This window comes from Williamsia sp. D3, assembly GCF_000506245.1.
GTDB classification, from domain to species: Bacteria; Actinomycetota; Actinomycetes; order Mycobacteriales; family Mycobacteriaceae; genus Williamsia; species Williamsia muralis.
In genome coordinates this window covers 38263-63544 of the sequence record NZ_AYTE01000026.1, presented here as the reverse complement: position 1 = coordinate 63544, position 25282 = coordinate 38263, and the positions used below count along the sequence as shown (strand labels likewise).

General features: G+C 65.3%; 20 protein-coding genes, 1 pseudogene and 1 riboswitch. Of the genes and pseudogenes, 10 read left to right on the top strand and 11 right to left on the bottom strand.

Annotated elements, in window-relative coordinates:
- Positions 1 to 31: 31 nt before the first annotated feature.
- Genes W823_RS45390 through W823_RS45375 form a run of 4 tightly spaced genes read left to right on the top strand, consistent with a single transcriptional unit; the run spans position 32 to position 3517 of the window.
- Entirely contained in the window at positions 32 to 790 is a 759-nt protein-coding gene (locus W823_RS45390) for an SDR family NAD(P)-dependent oxidoreductase (protein ID WP_031332524.1), read from the top strand.
- On the top strand, positions 787 to 1998 hold the full coding sequence (locus tag W823_RS45385; protein ID WP_023959207.1) for a bifunctional cobalt-precorrin-7 (C(5))-methyltransferase/cobalt-precorrin-6B (C(15))-methyltransferase: 1212 nt from the start codon (positions 787 to 789) through the stop codon (positions 1996 to 1998). Before W823_RS45390 ends, W823_RS45385 begins: the two co-directional genes overlap by 4 nt.
- Complete coding sequence (gene cobM / locus W823_RS45380) at positions 1995 to 2762, top strand: precorrin-4 C(11)-methyltransferase (protein ID WP_023959206.1); 768 nt, start codon at positions 1995 to 1997, stop codon at positions 2760 to 2762. Before W823_RS45385 ends, cobM begins: the two co-directional genes overlap by 4 nt.
- A complete protein-coding gene (locus W823_RS45375; protein WP_023959204.1) occupies positions 2759 to 3517 on the top strand; it encodes a cobalt-precorrin-6A reductase in 759 nt (252 codons plus the stop codon). Before cobM ends, W823_RS45375 begins: the two co-directional genes overlap by 4 nt.
- Here the strand turns inward: W823_RS45375 and W823_RS45370 are convergent.
- From W823_RS45370 to cobG, 3 genes are read right to left on the bottom strand one after another with little or no spacing between them, the layout of a single operon-like run.
- Entirely contained in the window at positions 3499 to 4998 is a 1500-nt protein-coding gene (locus W823_RS45370; protein WP_023959202.1) for a precorrin-2 C(20)-methyltransferase, read from the bottom strand. The genes W823_RS45375 and W823_RS45370 overlap by 19 nt on opposite strands.
- Before the next feature lies 1 nt (position 4999).
- Positions 5000 to 5623, bottom strand: a complete 624-nt coding sequence (locus W823_RS45365; RefSeq protein WP_031332523.1) for a precorrin-8X methylmutase — start codon at positions 5621 to 5623, stop codon at positions 5000 to 5002.
- Between the two features lie 25 nt (positions 5624 to 5648).
- The gene (gene cobG / locus W823_RS45360; protein WP_031332522.1) at positions 5649 to 6773 is read right to left on the bottom strand and encodes a precorrin-3B synthase; all 1125 of its coding nucleotides are present in this window, start codon (positions 6771 to 6773) and stop codon (positions 5649 to 5651) included.
- Between the two features lie 75 nt (positions 6774 to 6848).
- A riboswitch (cobalamin riboswitch) is annotated at positions 6849 to 6983 on the top strand.
- A 39-nt stretch (positions 6984 to 7022) separates the two neighbouring features.
- Here cobG and cobN point away from each other — a divergent pair.
- The 5 genes and pseudogenes from cobN (at position 7023) to W823_RS45335 (ending at position 15401) form a co-directional block, all read left to right on the top strand.
- The gene (gene cobN, locus W823_RS45355; protein ID WP_023959195.1) at positions 7023 to 10625 is read left to right on the top strand and encodes a cobaltochelatase subunit CobN; all 3603 of its coding nucleotides are present in this window, start codon (positions 7023 to 7025) and stop codon (positions 10623 to 10625) included.
- 128 nt (positions 10626 to 10753) lie between these two features.
- A complete protein-coding gene (locus tag W823_RS45350) occupies positions 10754 to 11290 on the top strand; it encodes an FxsA family protein (RefSeq protein ID WP_031332521.1) in 537 nt (178 codons plus the stop codon).
- Between the two features lie 95 nt (positions 11291 to 11385).
- A pseudogene (locus W823_RS45345) lies at positions 11386 to 12995 on the top strand (amidohydrolase).
- Positions 12992 to 14629 (top strand): apolipoprotein N-acyltransferase, encoded by a 1638-nt coding sequence (gene lnt, locus W823_RS45340; RefSeq protein WP_369792626.1) that lies wholly within the window; start codon positions 12992 to 12994, stop codon positions 14627 to 14629. Before W823_RS45345 ends, lnt begins: the two are co-directional and overlap by 4 nt.
- Positions 14613 to 15401 (top strand): polyprenol monophosphomannose synthase, encoded by a 789-nt coding sequence (locus W823_RS45335; RefSeq protein WP_023959189.1) that lies wholly within the window; start codon positions 14613 to 14615, stop codon positions 15399 to 15401. The genes lnt and W823_RS45335 overlap by 17 nt, the downstream gene beginning before the upstream one ends.
- A gap of 53 nt (positions 15402 to 15454) precedes the next feature.
- Here the strand turns inward: W823_RS45335 and W823_RS45330 are convergent, their stop codons facing one another.
- Positions 15455 to 15796 (bottom strand): RNA polymerase-binding protein RbpA, encoded by a 342-nt coding sequence (locus W823_RS45330; RefSeq protein WP_023959187.1) that lies wholly within the window; start codon positions 15794 to 15796, stop codon positions 15455 to 15457.
- A 128-nt stretch (positions 15797 to 15924) separates the two neighbouring features.
- Here W823_RS45330 and W823_RS0129545 point away from each other — a divergent pair, with 128 nt between their 5' ends.
- On the top strand, positions 15925 to 16275 hold the full coding sequence (locus W823_RS0129545; RefSeq protein ID WP_023959185.1) for a hypothetical protein: 351 nt from the start codon (positions 15925 to 15927) through the stop codon (positions 16273 to 16275).
- A gap of 22 nt (positions 16276 to 16297) precedes the next feature.
- Here W823_RS0129545 and W823_RS45325 read toward each other — a convergent pair whose 3' ends face one another.
- Genes W823_RS45325 through W823_RS45305 form a run of 7 tightly spaced genes read right to left on the bottom strand, consistent with a single transcriptional unit; the run spans position 16298 to position 25099 of the window.
- Positions 16298 to 17932, bottom strand: coding sequence for a TerD family protein (locus W823_RS45325; RefSeq protein ID WP_023959183.1), 1635 nt, complete (start codon positions 17930 to 17932; stop codon positions 16298 to 16300).
- Positions 17933 to 17952: 20 nt separating this feature from the next.
- The gene (locus tag W823_RS45320; protein WP_023959181.1) at positions 17953 to 19275 is read right to left on the bottom strand and encodes a TerD family protein; all 1323 of its coding nucleotides are present in this window, start codon (positions 19273 to 19275) and stop codon (positions 17953 to 17955) included.
- Entirely contained in the window at positions 19272 to 20234 is a 963-nt protein-coding gene (locus tag W823_RS45315) for a hypothetical protein (RefSeq protein ID WP_023959179.1), read from the bottom strand. The genes W823_RS45320 and W823_RS45315 overlap by 4 nt, the downstream gene beginning before the upstream one ends.
- A complete protein-coding gene (locus W823_RS0129540) occupies positions 20231 to 21361 on the bottom strand; it encodes a cysteine protease StiP family protein (RefSeq protein WP_031332514.1) in 1131 nt (376 codons plus the stop codon). The genes W823_RS45315 and W823_RS0129540 overlap by 4 nt, the downstream gene beginning before the upstream one ends.
- Positions 21358 to 22656, bottom strand: coding sequence for a phosphoribosyltransferase family protein (locus W823_RS0129535; RefSeq protein ID WP_038253512.1), 1299 nt, complete (start codon positions 22654 to 22656; stop codon positions 21358 to 21360). The genes W823_RS0129540 and W823_RS0129535 overlap by 4 nt, the downstream gene beginning before the upstream one ends.
- Positions 22653 to 23888, bottom strand: a complete 1236-nt coding sequence (locus tag W823_RS45310; protein WP_023959177.1) for an HpcH/HpaI aldolase/citrate lyase family protein — start codon at positions 23886 to 23888, stop codon at positions 22653 to 22655. The genes W823_RS0129535 and W823_RS45310 overlap by 4 nt, the downstream gene beginning before the upstream one ends.
- Positions 23885 to 25099 (bottom strand): hypothetical protein, encoded by a 1215-nt coding sequence (locus W823_RS45305; RefSeq protein WP_152538087.1) that lies wholly within the window; start codon positions 25097 to 25099, stop codon positions 23885 to 23887. The genes W823_RS45310 and W823_RS45305 overlap by 4 nt, the downstream gene beginning before the upstream one ends.
- Positions 25100 to 25282: the final 183 nt, after the last annotated feature.

The window sequence follows — 25282 nt, the reverse complement described above, 5'->3', positions numbered from 1 at the left end:
GAGCCCGCGTCCGGTTTGGGATACTCGACCGGTGAGCAATCGTCGAGTGGTGGTTCTGTTCGGAGGACGTAGCGAGATCGGTGTCGAGGTCGCTGCCCGTCTCGCCGGGGGAGCGACAGTGATCCTGGCCGCGCGTCGTTCCGATGACTTGGCTGATCAGCGCGAACGGATGCTCGGCGAGAACGCCGCTGAGGTACACACCATCGAGTTCGATGCGAATGACACGGCGCAGCACGACGAGCTGATCAGGAAAATAGTCGCCGAGTTCGGCAAGATCGACGTGGCGATCATCGCCTTCGGCATCCTCGGCGACCAGGCCCGCGCCGAGGTTGACACCCAGCACGCCCTGCAGATCGCCCACACCGACTACCTGGCGCACATCAGCGTGATGACCCCCTTGGCCGCAGCCATGAAGAAGCAGGGAAACGGCGACCTCATCGTCTTCTCCTCGGTCGCCGGTGTACGGGTTCGTCGCGCGAACTACGTCTACGGATCGACCAAGGCAGGACTGGACGGGTTCGCTTCCGGTCTCTCGGACGCGTTGCACGGCACGGGTGTTCGTCTGCTGCTGGCACGCCCTGGATTCGTCATCGGGAACATGACCAAAGAACTGATGGCGTCGGGCGTCAAACCCGCACCGATGTCGAAGACAGCTCCTCAGGTAGCAGACGCAGTGGTCAAAGCTCTGCATGCCGGCAAAACAGAGGTATGGATACCGGCTGCACTGCGCCCCATGTTCTTCATCATGCGCTTGCTGCCTCGGGCCATCTGGCGTCGGATGCCACGATGACCGACCCGCGGTTTGTCGTGGTGGGGATCGGAGCCGATGGTTGGGACGGTCTCACCGTGGCAGCCCAGCGGGAATTGCAGTCCGCCCACGTCATCTACGGATCAGCCCGCCAGATCGACCTTCTCGCACCCGTCCAGGCTGAATTGCGTCCGTGGACCAGCCCCATGTCCAGGCATCTTCGCGATGTCCTGGCCGGGGCAGAGCCGAAACCGGTCCACATCCTCGCTTCAGGCGACCCGATGTTTCACGGCGTCGGCGCATCTATCGTCAAACAAGTTGGCGCGCAACATGTCCGAATCATTCCGGCGGTGTCCAGCGCCAGTCTCGCCGCCGCAAGACTGGGCTGGGACCTGTCCACCACATCGATACGCAGCATCGTCGACCGCCCATTGGACTCGATCCTCTCGGCGGTCACCGACAACGTACGATTGCTCATCCTGAGTCGCGACGAGACATCGCCGGCACACATCGCAGAACTGCTGACCACGCACGGATTCGGCTGGTCGCAGGTCACGGTGCTCGAGCAACTCGGATCAGACCGCGAACGGCATGTCACCGGAATCGCCCGAACGTGGGGAGCACCGGTCGTTGACCGACTCAACCTGGTGGCAGTGCACTGTGTGGGACCTGCGGTGAGCAGTCAGGCAGGACTTCCCGACACCGATTTCTCCAACGATGGACAGCTCACCAAACAGGCCGTTCGTGCCCTGACTGTCACCGCACTACGGCCGGCCCCACGCCAGTTGATGTGGGATGTGGGCGCAGGTGCGGGCAGCATCGCCATCGAGTGGTTGCGCACCGATCCCAGTTGCACAGCGATAGCGTTCGAATCCGACCCGGTGCGGCGCGAGCGAATCGCCCGGAACGCGGCAGACATGGGGGTCAGCGGCAATCTCACCGTACTCGGCAGAGCGCCCGACGATTTCCAACATGCGCCCGACCCGGACACGATCTTCATCGGCGGGGGAGTCACGGCACCAGGCATCATCGATGGCTGCTGGGAAGCCCTTCTCGACGGCGGCCGCATGGTCGCCAACGCCGTGACCATCGAATCAGAGGCAGTGCTCTTGAAACAGCGATCTCTCGTGGGCGGAACGTTACGACGTTTCCACATCGACCATGCTGAAGCACTCGGCACGATGACAACATGGCGTCCCACTTTGCCTGTGACGCAGTGGATCGCAGACAAACCCAGGAGCATCGAGTGACCGTCTACTTCATCGGCGCGGGACCAGGAGCCGCCGATCTCATCACCCTGCGTGGTGCGACACTCCTATCGCAATGCAGCACATGCCTTTACGCGGGCTCACTCGTCCCGGCAGAGATGCTGGAGCACTGCCCGCCCGACGCCACCCTGATCAACACCGCGAAGCTGCCGTTGTCCCAGATCATCGAGCGCATCGTGTCGGCGGACAGGTCCGGTCACGATGTAGCACGCTTGCACAGCGGCGACCCCAGCTTGTATTCGGCTGTCGCAGAACAAGTGCGACTACTCGAGCAGCACGGCGTTGCCTACCAGATCGTTCCCGGCGTACCGGCGTTCTCCGCGGCGGCCGCCGCACTGGGTCAGGAACTGACGGTGCCAGGCGTCGGACAATCTCTGTTGATCACACGCGTGTCGACACTCTCGACGGACATGCCGAAGGGCGAACAACTGGCGGAACTGGCGCGAACAGGTGTCACGATGGCCCTTCACCTGGCAGCGCATCAAGCCGAACAGATCACGGATGCGCTTGGGCCGCACTACGGGTTCGACTGCCCCGTCGCAGTGGTTGCTTATGCCAGCCGCGACAATCAACAGATCATCCGATGCGCTCTACGCGAACTTCCTGGTCGCCTCGCACAGGCGGACATCCGGCGTACCGCAGTGATCTTTGTGGGCAGAGTACTTGCTGCTGAACACTTTCCGGATAGCTACCTGTACTCGTCGGCTCGTATGACCAAGCTCCGTGACGACGACGTGTCGTCGTGAGCGGCCCCGTTCTCATCCTCGGGGGCACCGCGGAAGCACGTGCTCTGGCAGAGATACTCGATCGGGACGGCATCCCGATCATCACCTCGCTGGCAGGCCGCGTCCAGAACCCGGCGCTGCCCAGAGGTGAGGTGCGAATCGGCGGCTTCGGGGGTGTGAACGGGCTACTGACCTGGTTGCGCGAGCAGCAGTGCAAAGGCGTGGTGGATGCCACGCATCCATTTGCCCGGAAGATCTCCGCCAGCGCAGCGGCAGCGACGATGTCGGCGGGACTGCCGTTGCTGTCGCTTCGTCGGCCCCCATGGCAACCGCAGGCCGGGGACCATTGGCTGGACGTTCCGAACATCGCCGGTGCGGCCACGAAAGTCGCCGAGCACGCCGACCGCCAGCCGGGTCTCCGGGTCTTCCTCACCACAGGTCGACAGGATGTTGATGTGTTCGCCCACATCGAGAACGCCTGGTTCTTGATCCGTCTTGTCGACCCACCCGAGCGCGAGACTCCGCCGCAGAACTTGATCTTGCGCAACCGCGGGCCGTACACGCTCGAAGGTGAGCGCAAGCTTCTGCGCGAGCACCGTATCGATGTGATCGTCACCAAGAACAGCGGCGGAGATCTGGTTCGGGCGAAACTGGACGCGGCTCGTGAGCTCGAACTGCCGGTCGTCATGGTGCAGCGACCAGTCACCCTCACCGGCACGGCTGTGGAAACGCCTGAGGACGCGGCCCGCTGGGTCCGTCAGCGGGTGCTGTCGTAACGCCGGTTGGTGAACACCGCCGGACCACCGGCCCGCTCGATCACCCTGGTGGTGGACGACCCCACGATGAGCAGCGTCCGCATGTCGACAGCCGCCGGATCGAAATCGGCGACCGTGCTGATGACAACAGATTGCTCGGGTCCGCCCACGTCTCGCCCCAGAATGACGGGCGTCGAGGGCGCTTTGTGTTCCAGCAGAATGCCTTTGAGCTCGGCTACTTGCCAGTTCCGGCTGGCCGAACCGGGGTTGTAGATGGCGATCACCAGATCGGCACGTAGCGCTGCCCGCACTCGCTCGACGATGACGTCCCACCCTTTGAGCCTGTCCGACAACGAGATCACCGCATAGTCATGGCCCAATGGTGCACCGGCGAGACTCGCCACGGCATTGGCTGCGGTGACCCCTGGAACCACTCGGACCGGCACATCGCGCCACTGGTCGTCGGCGGACTCCTCGACAACCGCGGCCGCCATGGCGAACACACCGGGATCGCCCGATGACACCACAACAACGCGCGCGCCGTTCTTGGCCAAATCCAGTGCCAGGCAGGCCCGCTCGGATTCGACTCGGTTGTCGCTGGCATGCATTCGCTGGCCGGGCCGTGGGTTGATGCGGTTCAGGTAGGTCTTGTACCCCACCAGATCGGTGGCCTTTGCGAGCTCCGCCCGAACCTCTGGCGTGGTCCAGCGCGCCGCGCCGGGCCCCAGGCCGACAACCACCACCTCCCCGCGGACGGCCGGTTCTGCCAGGGGTGGGCTGTTGAGCCGCCCTGGTATCACCACCATGGAGAAGTAGGGGACAGACGTGATGTCCACATCAGATATGGGCAGGACCTTCTGTGTACCCGTCGAAGCACGTTCCACGTACCAGGCGTGATCGATACGGCCGGACTCCTCAAGGGCCGCAACGACATCGGGGAAGGTGCGCCCGAGTTTCATGATCGCGACGGCGTCACTGTCCTCGAGGCGCCGCACCAATTCGTCCTTCGGCAGCGTCCCGGGCAACACCGTCAACGTCTCGTCGGCCTCCACGAGCGGCAACCCGGTGGCCGCCGCCGATGCGCTGACCGACGTGACACCGGGGATGATCTCGGTCTCGAACCGGCTAGCCAACCGTTTGTGCATGTGCATGTACGAGCTGTAGAAGAGCGGGTCTCCTTCGGCCAGCAGTGCCACCGAGCGACCGGCCGACAGGTGCTGCGCGAGAACATCAGCCGCTTCGGTGTAGAAGTCGTCGAGCGCCCCTCGGTACCCACCCGGATGATCGGTCGTCTCCGTGGTCACCGGATACATCAGCTTTTCTTCGAGCTGGGCTGAGCGCAGATATGGTTCGGCCACCGATCGTGCGATCGACCTGCCGTGTCGAGCGCAGTGGTAGGCGACAACGTCTGCTTCACCGATGATGCGGGCTGCTTTCACCGTGACGAGTTCGCTGTCACCCGGGCCGATCCCGACGCCCCAGAGTTTTCCCTGTACTGCCATGTCACTCCACCGTCGATGCCAACGCGTTGATGGCCGCAGCTGTGATGGCGGAGCCGCCGCGGCGGCCGAGCACGGTCAAGAATTCGATGTCGTCGCGCTCGGCCAGTGCTGCACACGACTCGGCGGCGCCGATGAAGCCCACCGGAGCCCCGATCACGGCGGCAGGTCGAGGCCCGCCGGCATCGATCAATTCGAGCAGGGCGAACAAGGCCGTGGGCGCGTTCCCGATGGCCACGACCGCCCCTTCCAGTCGAGGCCGCCACAATTCCACCGCCGCAGCGGTTCTGGTGGTCTGCAGGTCCGCCGCCAACTGCGGCGTGGTCGGATCGGTCAACAGGCAGAGCACATCGTTGTCGGCAGGCAGACGTTTGCGGGTGACCCCGGACGCAACCATGTTCGCGTCGCACAGCACGGGAGCGCCTCGGTTCAGCGCGCCGCGCGCCGCCGTGACGAGCCCCGGGGATGCGCGCACATCGTCGGTGAGGTCCACCTGACCGCAGGCATGAATCATCCGCACGACGACCTGGGACAGATCGTCATCGAACTCGGCCAGATCGGCCTCGGCGCGGATGGTCGCAAACGACTGACGGTAGATCTCCGCGCCGTCACGGATGTAGGTGTACATGGTGAAAGCCACCATAGTTGGTCGATCAGAACGCTCGGCGTTCGTACCCCACCGGGGTCGCCTGCACCCGGATGTGAGCAGCGTGCGGCGATCCACAGCCGCGTTCGCAGCCCACCCAGTGCTCGCGGCTGCCAACGGACTGGTCGCCGATCGCCAGATATTGCTCGAGATCCCCGCGCACATCGGCATGCGATTTGTCGCATCCCGGCAATCCAGAGCAGGCGCTCACCCGCGTCCACGGCGACGTTGCATCGAAGATCAGACCCATGGGGGCCAGCACCCGCACCACCGTGTCCGCCATTCCGTCCGTCAGATCACAGACGAGGATTTCCTTGCGCGGCGTGAGGTAGATGTCGCGCTCGATGGCAGCAAGGAACTCGGCGATGCGCGCAGACAAGCGACCGTAAGGCACCACCGAACCCAACGAGATGAGGTCGTCGTCCTGCGCGAGCCACCCCACCAGCGGCTCCGACGGCGGGGCGGGAGGCGTATGCGGTCGAGTTCGGGGAAGACCTTCGAGCAATCCTGTGATCGTCGGCGACGCATCAAGGTCCTGTACTCGCCACTCGTCCGCACGGTCGGTGAGGAACGCGTGAGCCACATCGAGCATGGTCACGGCCGCGCGATCTGTTGTGACCTGCCGGCCGGTGGGGCTTCCGGCGACCACGAGGTCGAAATGCCCGCTGTCGACCGCCACGACGCCGACGTCGGGTGCCTCGGCCAGCACGTCGCCGCGCCCGTCGTCGACGCCGAAGAGGAAACGAGCCGGCAGTGCAGCCAACAGGTTGTCTCCGCGAAGGGCGACGTCGAGTCGGTCGAGGACCGGTCGGCCGTCGAGCAGCCCGCCGCGGCGACCACTCAACGCCGACAGTTGCAGATTGCGCACCCGTTCGTGACTCGGCGTCGGGATGAGATCCGCATCGACGATTAGGTCGCCCGCGCCCGCCACGTCCGCTATTCCGCGTAGCTGCAGGTTCCCGCGCGAGGTGAGTTCCATGTGCCCGTCCCCGAACTCGTCCGCCACCACGACCAGAGCCTGCAATTGGGCTGGGGTTATCAGGCCTCCGGGAAGACGAATACGCGCCAGATGACCGTCGGCTGCGGGATGCGCCGAGAACACTCCCGGACAACGATCGGCGGTACGGGACATGGGGACCACGGTACTGGCCGTGTGTGGGGTGATGCCGGATCGGCAGGTCACCGGCGGCCGGCCCATCGACGACCAGACGTGGTCACTTGACTACGGGCTTCTATAGGCTGAGCCCGACCCGCAACGGGGAAGCCGGTGGAAATCCGGCGCGGTCGCGCCACTGTGTCGGGGAGACCCGGAGTCAGACCCTCGTTGCCGTACCGCCACACCAACCCGCTGGGCGCGAGATCCCGGCAAGGAGGAACCCCCGTGATCCTGCTGCTGTCCACCTCGGACACCGATCTGCTGACGGCGAAGGCCAGTGGCGCGGACTTCCGTTTGGCCAACCCATCGCGACTACTGGTCAGCGAGGATCTGCCGGTCCTGCTCGACGGCGCCGATCTCGTCGTGGTCCGGATCCTCGGTGGCCGACGGATGTGGGAGGAAGGCCTCGACGCCGTTCTCGCCGCGGGGCTGCCCACCGTGGTGCTCTCGGGCGAGCAACTACCTGATCCTGACCTGATGTCGTTGTCGACGGTCGCCCCCGGTGTTGCCGCCGACGCGCACAACTACCTCGCCCAAGGCGGGCCGGACAACCTCGCCAACCTCCACGCGTTCCTGTCCGACACCGTCCTGTTGACCGGCCACGGCTTCCAGGGGCCCGTCGCGACCGCGCAATGGGGACTGCTCGAGCGTTCGGTGCCATCCGACACCGACGGCCGGCCGACCATCGCGGTGCTGTACTACCGGGCTCAGCACCTTGCGGGGAACACGGCGTACATCCATGCCCTGTGTGATGCCATCGAGGACAAGGGCGGCCGTGCCCTGCCCATCTTCTGCGCGTCGCTACGCACTGCTCCCGACGATCTGCTGGCACAACTGGCGGTTGCTGATGCGCTGGTGGTCACCGTCCTTGCGGCGGGAGGAGCCACACCGGCAACGGCGTCCGCAGGTGGCGACGACGACAATTGGAACATCGAGCAGCTCGCACGTCTCGACGTGCCGATCCTGCAGGGCCTGTGCCTGACCTCGTCTCGTGAAAGCTGGGCCGCCAACGACGACGGGATGTCACCGCTAGACGTGGCGACGCAGGTGGCCGTCCCGGAATTCGACGGTCGGATCATCACGGTCCCGTTCTCCTTCAAGGAGATCGGCGACGACGGACTGCCCTGGTACCGACCCGACGCCGAGCGTTGTGCGCGAGTTGCAGGAATCGCAGTGCGGCACGGACGGTTACGGCATATTCCTACCGCGCAACGACGTATCGCAGTGATGCTCTCGGCCTATCCCACCAAGCATGCCCGCATCGGCAATGCGGTCGGCCTGGACACGCCCCAGAGTCTGCTGCGGCTTCTCGAGGCCATGCGTGCCGCCGGGTACGACATCGGACCGGAAGTCGGCGACAGCGCCGTACCAGGTCTGGCAGAGAATGATTCGGACAAGCTGATCCACACGCTGATCGCGGCGGGGGGACAAGATCCCGATTGGCTCACCGAGGAAGCATTGGCGGCCAATCCCATTCGTCTGTCGGCGAGGGACTACCGCGAGTGGTTCGCGACGTTGCCCGCCGACCTGCAAGAATCGATGATCGAACACTGGGGGCCTGCTCCGGGCGAGTTGTTCGTCGACCGATCGGCCAATCCCGAAGGCGATATCGTCATCGCGGCAATGCAATTCGGAAACATCGTCCTGATGGTCCAACCGCCCCGCGGATTCGGCGAGAACCCAGTTGCCATCTATCACGACCCCGATCTGCCGCCGAGCCACCACTACCTGGCCTGCTATCGGTGGGTTGCCGCAGAGAACGGGTTCGGCGCCGACGCAGTGGTGCACGTCGGCAAACACGGCAACCTCGAGTGGCTGCCCGGCAAGACGCTCGGGATGTCAGCGTCATGTGGAACCGACGCGGCACTGGGCGACCTCCCGATGATCTACCCGTTCCTCGTGAACGACCCCGGCGAGGGCACCCAGGCCAAGCGTCGTGCCCATGCGACGCTGGTCGACCACCTGATCCCGCCGATGGCCCGAGCCGAGAGCTACGGAGACATCGCACGTCTGGAGCAGTTGCTGGACGAGCACGCCAACATCTCCGCGCTCGACCCTGGCAAGTTGCCTGCAATTCGACAGCAGATCTGGACGCTGCTGCAGGCGGCGAAGATGGATCACGACCTGGGGCTGTCCGAACGACCGGAGGAAGACGTCTTCGATGACATGCTGCTGCATGTCGATGGCTGGTTGTGCGAGATCAAGGACGTACAGATCCGCGATGGCCTCCACATACTCGGCCAGCCGCCGGCCGATGACGTCGAAGTGGATCTGGTGCTGGCGATGCTGCGCGCACGTCAGCTCTGGGGCGGGAAACAGAGCCTGCCCGGGCTACGGGAGGCACTCGGTCTTGTCGAGGACGGCACCGCAGGCCGCGGTGCCACCGACGACATCGAAGCCCAGGCACGCGAACTCGTGGCCGCATGCGCGAAGAGCAACTGGGACATGACAACCGTCGCGGAGGTGGCTGCCGGGCACCCCAGCGAGGTGGCCCAGATCCTCGAGTTCGCCGGAACGGAGATCGTTCCAAGGCTGCGCCAGACCGACCAGGAGATACCGCGGATACTGCACGCTCTCGACGGCGGTTTCATCCCCGCCGGGCCCAGTGGATCGCCGTTGCGCGGCTTGATCAACGTACTTCCCACCGGGCGCAACTTCTATTCCGTCGACCCCAAGGCTGTCCCGTCCAAGCTCGCGTGGGAGACGGGCCGCGCCATGGCCGACTCACTGCTCGAGCGCTACCTCAAAGACCATGGCGAGTACCCGAAGTCGGTCGGATTGTCGGTGTGGGGGACCAGCGCCATGCGCACATCGGGCGACGACATCGCCGAGGTACTCGCCCTTCTCGGGGTGATGCCGATCTGGGACGAGGCCTCGAGACGGGTCACCGCCCTCGACCTCATCGAGCCCGCCGAACTCGGCCGACCGCGTATCGACGTCACCGTGCGCATCTCCGGATTCTTCCGCGACGCCTTCCCCCATGTGGTGACCATTCTCGACGACGCGGTCCGGATGGTGGCCGCTCTTGATGAACCTGACGATGTGAACTTCGTTGCCGCACACGCCCGGGCCGACATCGCAGAACACGGTGACGTCGACCGGGCCACGACCCGGATCTTCGGCTCCAAGCCCGGTACCTATGGCGCGGGATTGCTGCAATTGATCGATTCCAAGGATTGGCGCACCGACCAGGACCTGGCGCAGGTGTACACGGCGTGGGGAGGCTACGCGTACGGGCGAGGTCGTGACGGTGTCGCCGCCGTCGAGGACATGCGGTCGGCGTATCGGCGAATTGCGGTGGCCGCCAAGAACACCGACACCCGCGAGCACGACATCGCCGATTCGGACGACTACTTCCAGTATCACGGCGGGATGGTCGCAACCGTTCGCGCTCTGACCGGTCGGGACCCGGAGGCGTACATCGGGGACAGCACCACGCCCGACAATGTGCGCACGCGCACTCTGTCCGAGGAGACGACACGAGTTTTTCGTGCAAGAGTCGTCAACCCACGGTGGATCGGTGCGATGCAGCGGCACGGGTACAAGGGCGCCTTCGAGATGGCCGCCACCGTGGACTATCTCTTCGGTTACGACGCCACCACCAACGTGATGGCCGACTGGATGTACGAGCAGCTCACGGAGTCCTATGTCCTCGACGAGGCCAACAAGGACTTCATGACCAAGTCCAACCCCTGGGCGCTGCACGGCATCGCCGAGCGACTGCTGGAAGCGGCCCAACGTCAGATGTGGTCTGCACCGCCGCCAGAGATGCTCGACGAGCTGCGCCGGGTGTACCTCGAAACCGAGGGTGACATCGAGGGCGCCTGATCTCAACGGCGCCGATTTTCGCTGGTGGGCACCGTTGAGATCGCTGATCCCACGGGTCGGGAGAAAATCGGGCATCTCGTTCGTTGTCCCCGTGTACGCACATGCCGATAGTCGGGACGGTTGACATCATGAAGTTCGCACTCTTCTTGCTCTATGTGGCGATCGAGATCGCCGCGTTCGTCGGACTCTGTTACGCCATCGGTTTCGGCTGGACACTGCTGCTGGTGGTCGCAACGGTCATCGGCGGGTTCTGGTTGCTGCGTCGTCAGGGCGCCAAGACCCTCGCCAATCTGCGCGACGCCGGACGCAATGCGGCAGGTGGCAGTCCCGTCGATCCGGCCGACTCAGCAGCACCCGTTGCCGACACCGCACTGCTGGCCGCGGCGACAATCCTCATGATCATCCCCGGCCTGGTGTCGAGTGCGGTCGGTATCCTCCTGCTCCTCAAGCCCATTCGCGTTCTGTCGCGGCCCATGGTCATCGCCGTCGGCACACGCAAGGTGGTCAGCGCCATGGAGAAGAACTACGCACGGTATGGACGCGGCATGGCAGGAGTCACCGTCGTGGACGGCCAGGTCATCGACACCTCCGGTGCGAATACCACGGGTACCAACGGCTTCGACCCGGCACGGCCCGAACTCCGCAAGCCTTACACCGAGCTCTGATCGGCTTGCCCATCGGAACGGATCCGGCCGCGGCGGCAGCTTGTTCACGGACCTGCAGCGACTGACGATCGGTTCGACAGGCAGACTGGACGCTCGTGGAGAGTCAATTGCTGATCGGTGGCCATATCTACACCCCGAGTGCCCCCGACGCGACAGCCATGGCAGTTGCGAACGGCACCATCGTCTGGGTGGGTTCAGATCACGTCGGCCGTACCCTGCACCCCCACGCGCAGGTGATCGATCTCGACGGCGCACTGGTGCGCCCGCCTTCGTCGACTCGCACGTGCACCTGACGTCGGCCGGTCTGGCTCTACGTGGCCTGGACCTCAGTGACGCCGTGAGCCGGGACGACTGTCTCGAACAGATCCGTCGATACGCTGCCGAACACACCGACACAGACCTGATCTGGGGCCTGGGTTGGGATGAATCGACGTGGCCGGATCTGACCTGCCCTTCAACTGCCGAAGTGGATGCCGTGGTCGGCAATCGACCGGTGTATCTGGCACGCATCGACGAACACTCGGCCGTGGTGTCCACTGCGCTGCGGGCTCGGGCCGACGGTCTGGTGGGAAGTCACGGCTACGACGAGCAGGGACCCCTGACCGCCGACGCCCACCACCGGGTCCGTGCCGCGGCACGGATGTTGTTGAGCGCCGATGGGCGACATCGTGCCCAGCGTGCTGCTCTCGACGATGCCGCCGCACACGGCATCGTGGCGGTCCACGAGAACGGCGGCCCGGACATCAGCGGCCGCGACGACTTCCTGTCACTGGCCCACCTCGACCACCCCGTCGAGATCCGTCGATACTGGGGCGAAGCCGTCACCGACTCCGAGCACGCCCGCGCTCTGCAGGCCGAGACGGCCGCGCACGGCCTCGGTGGCGACCTCTTCATCGACGGGGCCATCGGGTCGCACACCGCGCTGCTACGAGAGCCCTACAACGACGCCGACACCCACGGCGTCTGCTACCTCGACGAAGACACCGTCACCACTCATCTACGCGCCTGCACCGCTGCCGGTATCCAGTCGGGCTTCCATGTGATCGGCGACGGCGCGATGGACGTCGTGGTGAATGCGTTCCGCGAAGTGGCGGGGGAGTTCGGCGGTCCGGCGATGGCCCGATTGGGACACCGCATCGAGCACGCGGAGATGATCACCGGTGACCAGGCCACCACTCTTGCTGCCTGCGGTGTCATCGCCAGTATGCAGCCGTTGTTCGACGCCCTCTGGGGTGGCCCGGGCCAGTTGTACGAGCAGCGGCTCGGTCCCGACCGTGGCCGCTCACTCAACAACTTCGCCCAGTTGGCCAAGGCCGGCGTCGGCCTGGCCTTCAGCTCGGATGCACCGGTGACCTCGATGCGTCCGTGGGAGGCAATCGCTGCGGCCGCGCATCACAACAACCCGGCCAGCGCCATCTCCGTTCGAGCAGCTTTCGCAGCGGTCACGCGGGGGGCGTGGCGGGCCGGTGGTCACCGCGACGGTGTGGCCGGAACCCTCGTTCCCGGCGCGCCCGCCGACTACGCCGTCTGGGATGTGGACAACCTGGTTGTTGCCGGATCGGCTGATCCGGCAGTGGCCCGCTGGTCCACCGACCCGCGGTCGCGCGTATCTGCACTACCCGACCTCAGTGCAGGCAGCCGACTCCCGGAGTGCATTCGTACCGTGAGGGCAGGCGTGACGATCTACGACCGGGCGGGGCTGTGACTACGGCAATCGCGCCAGGGGAGTCCGAGGGCGGAACGATCGCCCGGCTCCGAGACGCGACGCAGCGGCCATGGGTGATTCGCACCGCGGTCAGTGCGCTCGGAGGCGTGCTCATGTGGGCCGCATTCCCGCCGCGCGATCTCTGGTTCCTGGGCATCCTGTCGCTGGCGTTGCTGGCAGCCGCGCTCAGAGACGTTGTTCGATTCCGCGAGGGATTCTGGTACGGATTCGTCTTCGGCCTCGGGTTCTTTCTCCCGCTGCTGCCGTGGATCGGGGTGTATGTGGGGCCGCTCCCGTGGGTTGCGCTGGCAGTGGTGATGTCGTTGTACACCGGGTTGTTCGGCGTGATCGCCTGCCGTACCACCACCTGGCCTGCGGCACTGTTGTGGTTCGCGATCATGTGGGTCACCGTCGAGTGGGCACGTTCATCATTCCCGTTCGGCGGGTTTCCCTGGGGTCGTACAGCTTTCGGCCAAGTCGGTGGGCCGATGCTGTCGCTCGCCTCGATCGGGGGCGCACCTCTGGTGTCGTTCTCGGTGGCCTTGACGGGGGCAGCGCTGACCGCAGTGATCGGGGCGGTGATCCGGCGGCCGGTCAGATGGCAGACCGTGGTGCCGGCCCTGGTGCTCGCGCTCATCACACCGATTGTCGCGGCCGCCCTGTGGCCCTCTGTGGACGGCAGAAACAGTTCCGACGACGAGATCACCGTTGCCGCGATCCAGGGCAACGTCCCCCGGCTGGGCCTCGACTTCAACGATCAGCGTCGGGCGGTCCTGGACAACCACGTACGCGAGACCTTACGTCTGGCTGCCGCGGTCGACGCCGGTGACACCGCCCGTCCCGACATCGTGGTGTGGCCCGAGAACGCCTCGGACATCGACCCCACCGCGAATGAGGATGCAGCCGAAGAGATCACGGCCGCCTCAGCAGCTGTCGGCGCCCCGATCCTGGTGGGCACGCTCGTCCGGAACGCTGACGGACGCCCGACGAACACCGTGCTGGTGTGGGACGGACGGCGCGATTCCGGAGACCAGATACGTGGCCGGTATGACAAGCAGATCATCCAGCCATTCGGCGAATACCTGCCGTGGCGAAGCTTCTTCACCCTCTTTTCCTCGTATGCCGACCAGGCAGGCAATTTCCGCGCGGGCACCGGCCCAGGTGTCGTCGCCGTCGAGACCACCGGTGGGCAGAACGTGACCGTGGGGGTGTCGACGTGTTGGGAGATCGCGTTCGACCGTTCGGCACGAAAGGCCGTGCAATCGGGGGCCCAGTTCCTCTCGGTACCCACGAACAACGCCACCTTCGGACGCACGCAGATGACCTACCAGCAATTGGCGATGTCACAGCTTCGGGCGGTCGAGCACGGGCGCGCCGTGGTGGTGGCAGCAACGAGCGGTGTGAGCGCGATCATCGCGCCCGACGGCCATACCAGCTCACGCAGCGGGTTCTTCGAACCCGCGACCCTGCAGGGCACGATTCCCTTGCACACAGGTGAGACCATCGCCACGAAAATCGGGCCGTGGCCCGAGCGATTGGCCGTACTCTTGGGCGTCTGCGCCTTTTTGTTCCTGCTGGCGCCAGGCATTAGGTTCAGGGGATGGTCAAAGGAGGAGCATGGTGACGGAGCCTGAGCACAACTCGCAGGCTGCGCGGCCGGTCGGGGCCGACGGGGCGGGCACCCTGGTGATCATCCCGACGTTCAACGAGATCGAGAATCTGCCGTTGATCGTCAAGCGTGTGCACGCAGCGCAGCCCGCGGTGCACATCCTGATCGTCGACGACAGCAGTCCCGACGGAACCGGCGAACTCGCCGACAAGCTGGCGGCAACCGACGGCGCCGACCGCATCCACGTGATGCACCGCACCGTGAAAGACGGTCTCGGCGCCGCATACATCGCCGGCTTCAAGTGGGGCCTGGCTCGCGACTACACCGTCTTGGTGGAGATGGATGCCGATGGCAGTCATGCTCCGGAGCAGTTGCATCGACTGCTCGACCGCCTCAACGAGGGTGCCGACCTGGTGATCGGGTCTCGGTACGTTCCGGGAGGAACAGTCGTCAATTGGCCGCGGCGGCGCGAGATCCTCTCGCGGGGTGGCAATGTCTACTCGAGGCTGGCGCTCGGGGTCAAGATCAAAGACATCACCGGAGGGTTCCGCGCGTATCGCCGCCATGTGCTGGAGACGCTCGACCTGTCGTCGATCGAATCGCACGGCTACTGCTTCCAGGTGGACCTCGGATGGCGGACGGTCCAGGCCGGGTTCGATGTGGCCGAAGTACCCATCACGTTCACCGAGCGCGAGCTGGGGGAGTCGAAGATGAGCGGGAGCATCGTCCGCGAGGCGGCCTTCAAGGTCCCTCGCTGGGGAGTGGCCCACCGGATGGCCAAGCTCCGCCGGAAATGACAAAACGCCGCGGCACCGTGAGGTGCCGCGGCGATGTCGTGAACTGACCGGATCTAGCTGGCGCCCCGGCGACGAGCTTTGAGCAGGTCCAGGCGCTCGGCGAGCAACACCTCGAGCTCCTCTTCGCTTCGACGTTCGAGCAGCATGTCCCAGTGGGTACGCGGCGGCTTGACCTTCTTCTCTTCCGGCTCGGCACCTTCCAGAATGGTGCCTTCCATACCGTTCTTGCACGGCCACGTCGACGGGATCTCGGCGTCATCCGCGAACGGGACGTCGAAGATCTCACCATTGTCGGTGCGGTACTGGACGATGCGCCGGGGAGCAAGGTCATGATCGCGATCGGTCTCGTAGCTCACCGCTCCGAGACGGCTGCCGCGTAGGACTCGATCTGCCATAACTACTGTCCTCTCGTTGGATTACCTATCCATCTTACGCGCGTTGCGGGACCACGTGCGAAATACGTCCTCGAGTCGCCGCGGTCGTTCCGCGAGTTCGGGTCTGCCGCCCGGTACCGTCATCGTCTATGGATCATTCGTCCACCACTGCTAGACGAAGCCGGACCCGCAATTCCTGCTCATGGTGCGGCCGCGAGGTCATCGAGTCGGAGATGGGCCGTCGTCGTAAGTACTGCAAGCAGTCGTGCCGCCAACGCGCATACGAGCAACGCAGTCTGGTCGCCGGTTCTTCCATCCCGGCCGATGCAGTGGTTCTGAGCGCGGGCGAAGCCGATGAACTGATCGAACGGTTGTTCCGGTTGAGGTGCGCCGCCGAGGACATCGCTACGGCGGTGGCCGAGGAGGCCGACAGATCCGAACTCGCCGAGCTGGGTGCCGAGTTGGTGGCTCTGGCCAAGGAGGCCGAGCGGTGGCGCTGACCGGCCCGACGGCTGGGTTTCGCTACAGCTGTCGCCGTGCCCCGGGCTGCGGCGCCGGGTCGGCGAGGCGTGCGACGATCTGACGCGCTTGCGGTGATTGTGGCTCAATCTGTTCGGGCCTCACCGACCATTGCAGACCCACCCACGGGTCGTGCGCCGTGGCGTCCGCGGACATCGGGAACATCAGCGTGCGGTCGGCGATCATGCTGACCAGCGGGTCGGCGTCATGCTCATCGACCGCGCCTGACAATACAAACGACCAGCCCAGCCGGCCGCCTCTGTCGATGATGCGCAACAACCGTGCCATCGTTGCCGCATCCCATCCGAACGGCAGGTCCGCGATGACAACAACCCTGTTATAGACGTCGGCGACGTCCCCGGCTTCCAGCGCCATCTGCGCCAGTTCCAGAGACGATTCCAGCGCGCCCAGACGATCGACCATCACGTCCGCAGATGTCACTGCCGCGGAGCCGAGCAGCGGCGTGAGTAGATCCGACAGCGGGGCAAGCGAACCGGTGAGGTCGAACACATCCACCGCCACGGACCTGGCCGCGGTAGTCGAGGAGCTCGGAACGGCCCGGGCAGCGACGACCAGTCGCAACACCAAGGACGTGACCGCCGACAGAGCCGGCAGGTCGCCGTCCAGCACCCAAATCGGGCGCGCGATGGGTGTCGGCACGCAGAAGGGCAGGCGTAGCTCGCCACGTTCGGGAGCTGCGAACTCGCCGATGCGCACACCACTCGCAGGTGGCCCGTTCAATCGTGTCCAGGCCGGCGATGTCCACGACGCCATTGCAGGCGGCAATTGGGGATCGAGGGCTGCCAGTTCTGCGATCAGGACCTGTGAATCGGCATCGAATCGCTGTCGTGCAGCGGCGATCAGCTCGTCGCAGCGACGTTGCGCCCGTTCGCGCTGGTGCGAGGCTGCGGGCGAATTACGTTGTGCCGGATCGGAGATCGCGTCGCTCAGCTCCTGGTCGAGACGATCCATCGCAAATGCCTCGGCCTGTACGTATCCCGCTGCCGACCGGGCCGCATCCTCGAAGACCACCTGCGAGCGGGCAATGGCTGCGGTGTAGTCCGATCCCAAGACCACGGATGCCGGATCCAGTTCGCCACGTGAATCGGGTTGTGCTGCAGCAGCACCGGGAATCTGTACTGGCGCAATCGATTCCGCTTCCCGCGGGTCGTCGACGTCCACGCCATGACTCGTGAGCAACTGGGCGAGCCCACCACTGTAACCCTGACCCAGAGCACGAACGCGCCAGCGCCCGGCGCGTTGGTAGAGCTCGAAACAGAGCAACGCCGTCTCGCCGTGCGCAGGCCGGACATCGAAGCCGAACAGGACCTCGCCGTGCGGTAGCCCGGTCAGTTCCGCATGCACCCCCGAGCCCGGGCCCGGCTCCGCGCTGACGGCGCACAGTACGGTTGCGCCGCTCCGGATGCCGTCCAGGTCGATTGTGAGCTGCGGGCCGTCCAGCCGGACCCCGCCTGTCGCCGGCTGGTTGTAGAACACCACATCACCGGAATCGAGGACCCGGAGGTCGGAATCCACGACAAGGCCCACCAGGTCGACGTCCGCACCGGTGGCCGCCACCCGAAAGCTGATGTGCGACAACTCGATGGGCGCATTTTGGCCGGCGACCAGCTTCTTCATCTCGCCTCGATCCTCGCGGGCTATCTCATGTAGTCGTTGGAGAGGAATCGCTGCAGCTGCGGAAGCGCTTCACCGGCATGCCGGGCGGTGATGCCCTCGCCGATCGCCTGCAGCTTCCACGTGCCACCCTCGCGGAACACCTTGGCCATCACCACACCGGTGTAAGGCATCCCACCGGCCAGCGTGTACCTGGCCAACTCGGCCTTGTTGGTCTGGTCGACCAGACGACAGAAGGCGTTCTGCACCTGCTCGAAGGTCTGCCCCTGGTAAGAGGTGACGATGAAGATCAAGGCGTTCACGTGGATCGGCACCCGCGTGAGATCCACCGTGATCACCTCGTCGTCGCCTTCGCCCTCGCCTGTGAGGTTGTCACCGAGGTGGCGGATCGAGCCGTCCTTGGATGTGAGCTGACCGTAGTAGGCGACGTCGGCCACCTGGGTATCGGCGAACATGACCACCGACGCGTCCAGATCGATGTCGGCGCTGCGATTGCCGAACATCTTCTTGACGGTCACCGGGTCCCAGCCCAGCCCCATCTGGATGTTCGTCAGTGCCACGCCGCCATCTTTGTTCAGCGACACTCGCTGGCCCTTGGCGAGACTGACCGGGCGGTCTTTGCTCAGACTCACCTCTGGCCTGCCGGCGGGCGCTGCCGGCGCTGCGGGTGCGGCATACCCAGGTTGCTGGTTGTATGCAGGCTGCTGCTGGGGGGCGGCCTGCTGGGGCGGTGGGAAGTTCTGTTGCGGCGGGCTCTGCGGGGCGGAGGCCGGTTGGCGGGTATAGCTCTGGGGTGCGGTGTTCTGAACCGGCTGAGAAGGCGGGGGAGGAGGCGGCGCTGCGGCGGGCGACGGGGCATCGTCGACCGACACACCGTGATCGGTCACGAGTGCGGCGAATCCTCCCGCGTATCCCTGTCCGACCGCGCGAACCTTCCAGTCGCCGCCGCGGCGGTACACCTCGAGCGCGATGACGATGGACTCACTCGACAAGCCGTCGATGCGGTATTCGTACAGCGACTGTCCACCCGCGGAAACCCGCGCGACCGGCGGCGCGACAGCGCCGAATGTGCCGTTCTCCAGCGTGATCACCGCCCGGACCTGGCTGATGTCGGCGGGCACTGCACCCAGCGAGATCGACAACGTGCCGACCCCAGTCCCCGGCTGCAAGGTGACACCCGGTCCTGCCGGCTGGTTGAAGAAGACGAAGTCGGCGTCTGTCCGGACTTTGCCGCTGTCGGTGACGAGCAGAGCGGACAGGTCGCCGGCGGTGGCAAGGTCGACCGTGATCTCCACCGTCGGTGCGGACAGCGGACCGTTTTGTCCTTTGACCAGAGTTGTTGTCATCGCCTGAGCCCTTCGTTGGGTGTGGATTGTTTCGCGATACCGGGGGCCGGGAGCGCGCTCGCGCGGATGTCCGATTCGCCAATGCCCCCCATTGTGCCTGTCTGCTCCAGCATCCAGACCAACATCTCTTCCGACGCGGCCAGACCGCGCCCTGCGGTGACGGCAACATTGGGATGAACCCAGCCGAGTTCTTCCAGTTCGCCGTGACGTGGGCGGATCGCCGCATCCGCTGCGACGAGCATCGGTTGATCGAGCACCCCGTCGCCCGCGGCGAACGTCACGTCAGGGGGCGAGTCGAGTCTCGTTCGAACCTCGTCGATGGCCAGTTGCTTGGTCACGGGGTCGGGCATCACGTACACCTTGCGGCCCTGGCGGGACACGTTCCAACCCAGTTCGGCAGCCCAGCCCGCCCATGCCGGAACAACATGCGGCGGAAGGAGATCGAGCTCCACCACCACATAACAGAACAGACCGTCGGCGATCCGCATGGTCCGCAGCCATGGGGCGTCGGCCGCATCCTGCGCGAGGCGGGCGTACACCTCGTCCACACCCACTGCGAGCCGGCCCAGCAGTGAGGCAACCCGCCTGCTCCATTCCGGGTCGGGGTGGCCTTCGACGAGGATGTTGCCGCCGTTACTGGTGATGGCGAAGCGGGGAACGCCGATCGGCAATCGAATGCGCCGATATTGCTCGATCGTGCGGGTGGTGGTCGGCACCACGTCCGAGACGGCGTGCAGGTCGCCGAGGAGGGTCATCGACATCGTCGACATGAACGACTGCGGACGGCCCTGGTACATCTCCACACACTGCGCTGCAGACAGCGCCGCATCGGCATCTTCCCCCGCGCCGGCACCCTCGGCGATCGCATGGGCCGAGTAGATCAGGGTGCGGTCGAGATCCAGCGTCACCAGAGCACGTCGAGACGCGGTGGTCGATGGCGTGGTGCTTGTGGATGTCACCGGAGTTCTTTCACCAATCCCATGCAGCTGTACGCGAGGTCAGGCACCACTTCGACGGGTACGTCGCGTGCGTCGGCGAGAACTCGGATGTGTTCGTGTTCGGGGTCGTCCGGGGTCCGGACGAGAACACGCCACGGTACCCGGCGGAGAAGGACCCTTGTTGTCTCACCCACCCCTGGTTTGACGAAGTTGACCGACGATATTCCGTAGTGCGCGCGTACGGCCTCCACCGATTGCCAGCCCGACCAGGTCGGGGTTCGATCGGAAGCCTCGATCGCCGCCCGACGGTTTGCCGCTTCGCCGGCGGCGGCATCGAACTCGCGGGAAACCGCGTCGAGCAGCACCTCTGAGACGTCCTGATCGGCGAGTTCGGCGTAGAACTTCGCCCCGTGGAAGTCGGCGGGACCGATGAGCTCGCCGTTCAGAACGGTGCGCGAAACCAGCCCGGAGACCGTGGAATTCAGGCACGCCGAGGCGATGAGGAAGTCGTCTCGCGTCCCGAAGGTGCGCACGCAGGAGCCGGGGTCGGCGAGTACGGCCAACTCGGGGTCGAACACAGGGCCACCATCGGCGGCCAACTGCGCGAGCGCGTCATCGAGTTCGCGTGCGATCGCCCCTTTCCCTGTCCACCCGTCGACGAACACCACGGACGCAGGGTCATGGTGGGTTGCCAGATATCTCATGGCGTTCGCGTCGATCCCCCGGTCGCGCACGATCGAGACCGCGTAGTGGGGGAGCTGCAGACCAAGGCGTTGCGCCCAGCGCCGCATGAGTATTCCCACCGGGGTTCCGGCTCGGGCCAACGACACCAGCACGATGTCAGAGCCTCGTTCGGCCAGCACGAGATCGGTCACCGCACCGACCGCTACCGCCAATCGTCGCGCGCTGCCGGCCAGGACTCGATGGAACAACTCCTGGTATGCCGCGTCCGGCTGGAACTCCACCGGGAGAGACTCCGCGTAGTGAGCCACGCCCGCTTGAATCCTCTTCTCGCGGAGCGCGACGTCGCCCTCGAGCGGAACGTGCGAGAGGTCTTTGAGCAGCCACCGAACCTCGTCGGCGGCGTAACTGCCGAAATCGGGCCCGACGAGGGGCTCTTGGTACGTCACCGCGCTCTGATCTGTCATCCGTTCGTCCTCGCCGCACGCAGCAACCGGTAGTCGGTCGCGGGGACGACGACGAGAAGCAGGTCGTCGCCGCGTGCGCTCGCCACATCCACCAGACCACCGGGCCCGCTCAATGCCGTCGTGTCCGCGGGAGAATCGACGATCATCACGACTCGGGCGCCGTCGTGGTCGTGAGTTGCGTTGTACAGGTACCTGTCTCGAGCGTCATCGGGCTCCGGAGCTTGGAAGTGGTACCCCCGACGGAGGGGGTAGGTGGGGTCGTCGATGACATGGGCCGGTGAACGGGTCGTGGTCTGACTCAAGACCGGGGCTTCGCTCCACGCCGACAACTCGGCCGCGATCCGCTGGGGGAGGTACATCAGCTCCTCATGCCCGATGACCACTGTCGGCCGGGTGGCGTCGAGGCGGCCGACAATTCGCTGCGCCACCTCCGTGACCGCGTGATCGAAGTGCGGCCAGTCGGACCTCGAGAACCCGTACCGTCCGCCGTCGGGAACGTGAGCTGGCCATGCCACGTCCAGTCGCTCGACGTGGCCCCTCTCGCGCGCAGCGGCCGGTGAAGGTGCCGGGAGTTGCAACACCCGATCGGTCAGGTCGGTCGGGATCTGCGTCGCCCCTTGCGCAAGGCTGACGAAGTGGACGGATGTCCCGAGCGAGTCGGCGCGCTGCTCACATCGCACGATGTCGTCACTCGTTCGCATGTCGACCAGCGATGCGACAACATACAGCGACCGCGGATGAATTTCTTGCATCGAACGGATCGCATCCAAAGCAGTTGCACCGGTGGAGATCTCGTCGTCGACGAGCACAACAGGCAGATCGGTGCAGAGAACCGCAGGATCGGTGGGGACGATGAGATGGTCGGTCGCGTGCGAGTGTCCTTCCTCGAAACGCGCGGCCACCGGCACATCGGCAGCGTCACGTCGCGTCGATTGCAGGTACATCGTCGCGTCGATTCGCCGAGCGACTGCGTGACCGAGCCCGGTGGCCGTCTCCGCGAATCCGAAGACGAGCCCGTCGCGCTGCCCTCGACCCGCCAGTGCCCGTGCGGCCAGATCGCCGAGATCGTCTGCCGCGGCGAAGATGTTCGACGGGGCTACCGGTATGTGCTTGCCGAGGACAGTGGACACCCAGAGGTGTGCCCGCCGGGGATTGCGCCGGAGGCCAGGGCGGATCAGATCCTCGACCCGCCACGATCGGTACCCGAACCCGTGAGTGGCGGCAAGGCCGAACCTGGTTGTGGCGTAGGGGGTTGCAACCGTTGTCGAGTTGTCGCCGATTGTCGGGACGTTCATCGGTCCACCACCGAGGTGAGCAGGTCCACGACACCGACCTCCGGTTGCAGGACCCCGAAGATCTGGGCTCTGATCAGGGTCTTGACCGCCCAGTTCCGATGGGGCCGCCGCTCGTTCATCTTGTTCCGATACGCAGACGGCTCGACCCCGCCCGCGTCATCGACGCCGAGTACCGCCACCGCATCGACGTACTCTTCGTGCGGCACCGCACTCATCGAGTGGACGACGTTCACATGCGATGGATGGATCACCGTCTTTCCCTGCAATCCGTTGGCCCGATCCAACACCAGCTCACGCAGCAGCCCGTCGAGGTCTCGGCTGACGAGGTGCGTGCGGAATCGGACTGCGTCGATCTGCTCGAAAGGCGTGTGGCGCAACAGCGGCCGGAACATCCTGTCGTGAGTGTTGTAGTACTCCCAGACCGGTCCGGTGATGGTGAACCCGGTGCCATCGGCTCGCCCGAGCACGTTCACGATCGAGCCGATGACCTCGGCGACCGGATGAACGTCGTAGATGGTGAGGTCCGGGTCACGCCGGATCCCGAGCGCACCACACATGTCGGTGCCACCGATCCTCACCGCGAGTACCTTGTCACGGTGCTGGGCCAGTACCTGACGGATCGTCTCCAGTGCGTATGCACGCGACTCGAGATGCAGGACCGAGGTCGACTCGATGATCGGCATCGCGTACAGCACACGTCCGATCCGTGTGCTCGCGGCACCGATCCGGTCCAGGTGGTCACCACCATCGGTTGCGGTGAACTTGGGCAGCACAAAACCGGAGAGCACACCGACTCCTGCAGAGAGTCTGCCGACGAGTTCATCGATCTGCTCGGCGCGGCGCACCCGGACGAACAGCATCGGTACCCGTTCGTCGCGAAGGGCCAGGTCGTCCAACACCGTTGCGAGATTGCTCATCGCGAGTTCCACGTCGTGGTCGGCGATCGCGTCCTCGAGATCGATCACCATGGACGTGGATCCACTTCGTGCCTGGCGGAGGATCAGCTCGGCCAGACGCTCCCGATTCGCCGGGATGTACAGGGTTGCACCAAGGGCCACGCTGAGGAGCTCGGGGGTCGCGTCCACATCGATTCGCTCGGGTAACCGATGAAACAGGCGTTCTCGCTCATTCGGGTCGAGATCGGAGAAATGCTCGATCTGTTTGATCGGCCCGGCCAGTGCCCCGTCACCACGGCTGCCGTCTGTCCCGTCGGTGAGTGTTCTCTCGGTCATGAACGCCGCGCCTCGTCCTTCATCTTGTTCACGACTCCGGTCACGAAGTCGGAGATGGCCCGCAGGTCCACCAGATAGCCCCAGTAGTCGGGGTGCCGCCCGGTCAGTGTGGCAACGGCCCGGTCCACGCGCAAGACCTGGGCGTCGAGGACCGAGCCCCACTGTTCGACCAGTCCGAGATTCACCGCCAGGAGTTGGGCGTCTCGGATCTGGAAGCGAACCCTACCGGCCGCAGCCGGCGGATCCTTCTGGACCACACGAAGTTCATTCAATCGATCGGTGACGCCGTCCACCAGTTGCTCGGCGTTTGCCAGAGCCGAACGGGCGCGGGTGATCGCCGCCAACGCAGCTTCCGGATCGGACTTCATTTCCTCTGCGGCGGTGCCGATTTCAGCTGCTGCCGCGTCGATGTCCCGAGCGCTGCGCAGGTCGTGGCCGATCAGGTCCTTCGAACACGCCGCACTGAACTCCCGCAGCAGTGCCGAGTACGCCTCGGGCATGCGTGCGCTGCGGTTTCGTACCGCAGACAACCTCGTCCGGACCGAGGCGAGCGCAGCGGTGGCCTCGCCGACCCTCGTCGGAGCACGGTCGACCGCCTGACCCAACTTCTCGGTGGCGGCGACCAGAGCGGCAGCCCTGTTCCTCAAGCCGGCCCGGTCACCGCCCCCTCCGGACACCTCGAGTTGAGCCGCTTCCAGCTGCAATCGAGCCTGATCGTGTTGTTCGCGAGCTGTTTTGACCGACGAATACGAGAGTTGGTCGGCGGGGAGCGTGCTCAGCCGGGCGAGCAATTGATCCGACTGTGTTCGGGCACTGGCAGCTTCATCGGGGACCGCTGCGTAGGAGATCCGGGCGTGTTCGATCTGGGTGGAGTTACGTTCGTAGAACCGGTCGAGGAGCTGGATCGCTTCGACGATCCGGGTCATCGTGCGCTGCACATCGCCGAGTGTGGTGGTGGCCGCATCCTGGCCGCTGACTGTCAGATAGTCGTTGATGGTCTCGTAACAGGCCTCGCGAACCGGAGCGAACGCCCGGACCAGTTCGGCCGACATGCCGAGTGCCGCCGCGGCTTCGACCCCGTCGGTGATGATGGACAAGCGCTGATCGAGCTGGAGAAACGCACTGACCATGTCGCTGCGCGCACGGTCGATGGCGTCAGTGGGCCTGCCACCGACGCTTCGGTCCTCTCGTCGAAACCAGCCCCGGGCCACAGCCGCATCCTACTGGGACCAGGGCCCGGTACCCGGTGAGCCGAACGCAATCCCCGGACAGTTGTGCTCACCGGCGTGTCATTCGAACGGCTCCGGTGAATGGTCCTCACACTCCCGCCGATGTCCACTTTCACGTACGGTTACTCACAAGGAGCGGCTCCGGAGGGACCCGCTCATCGTGGT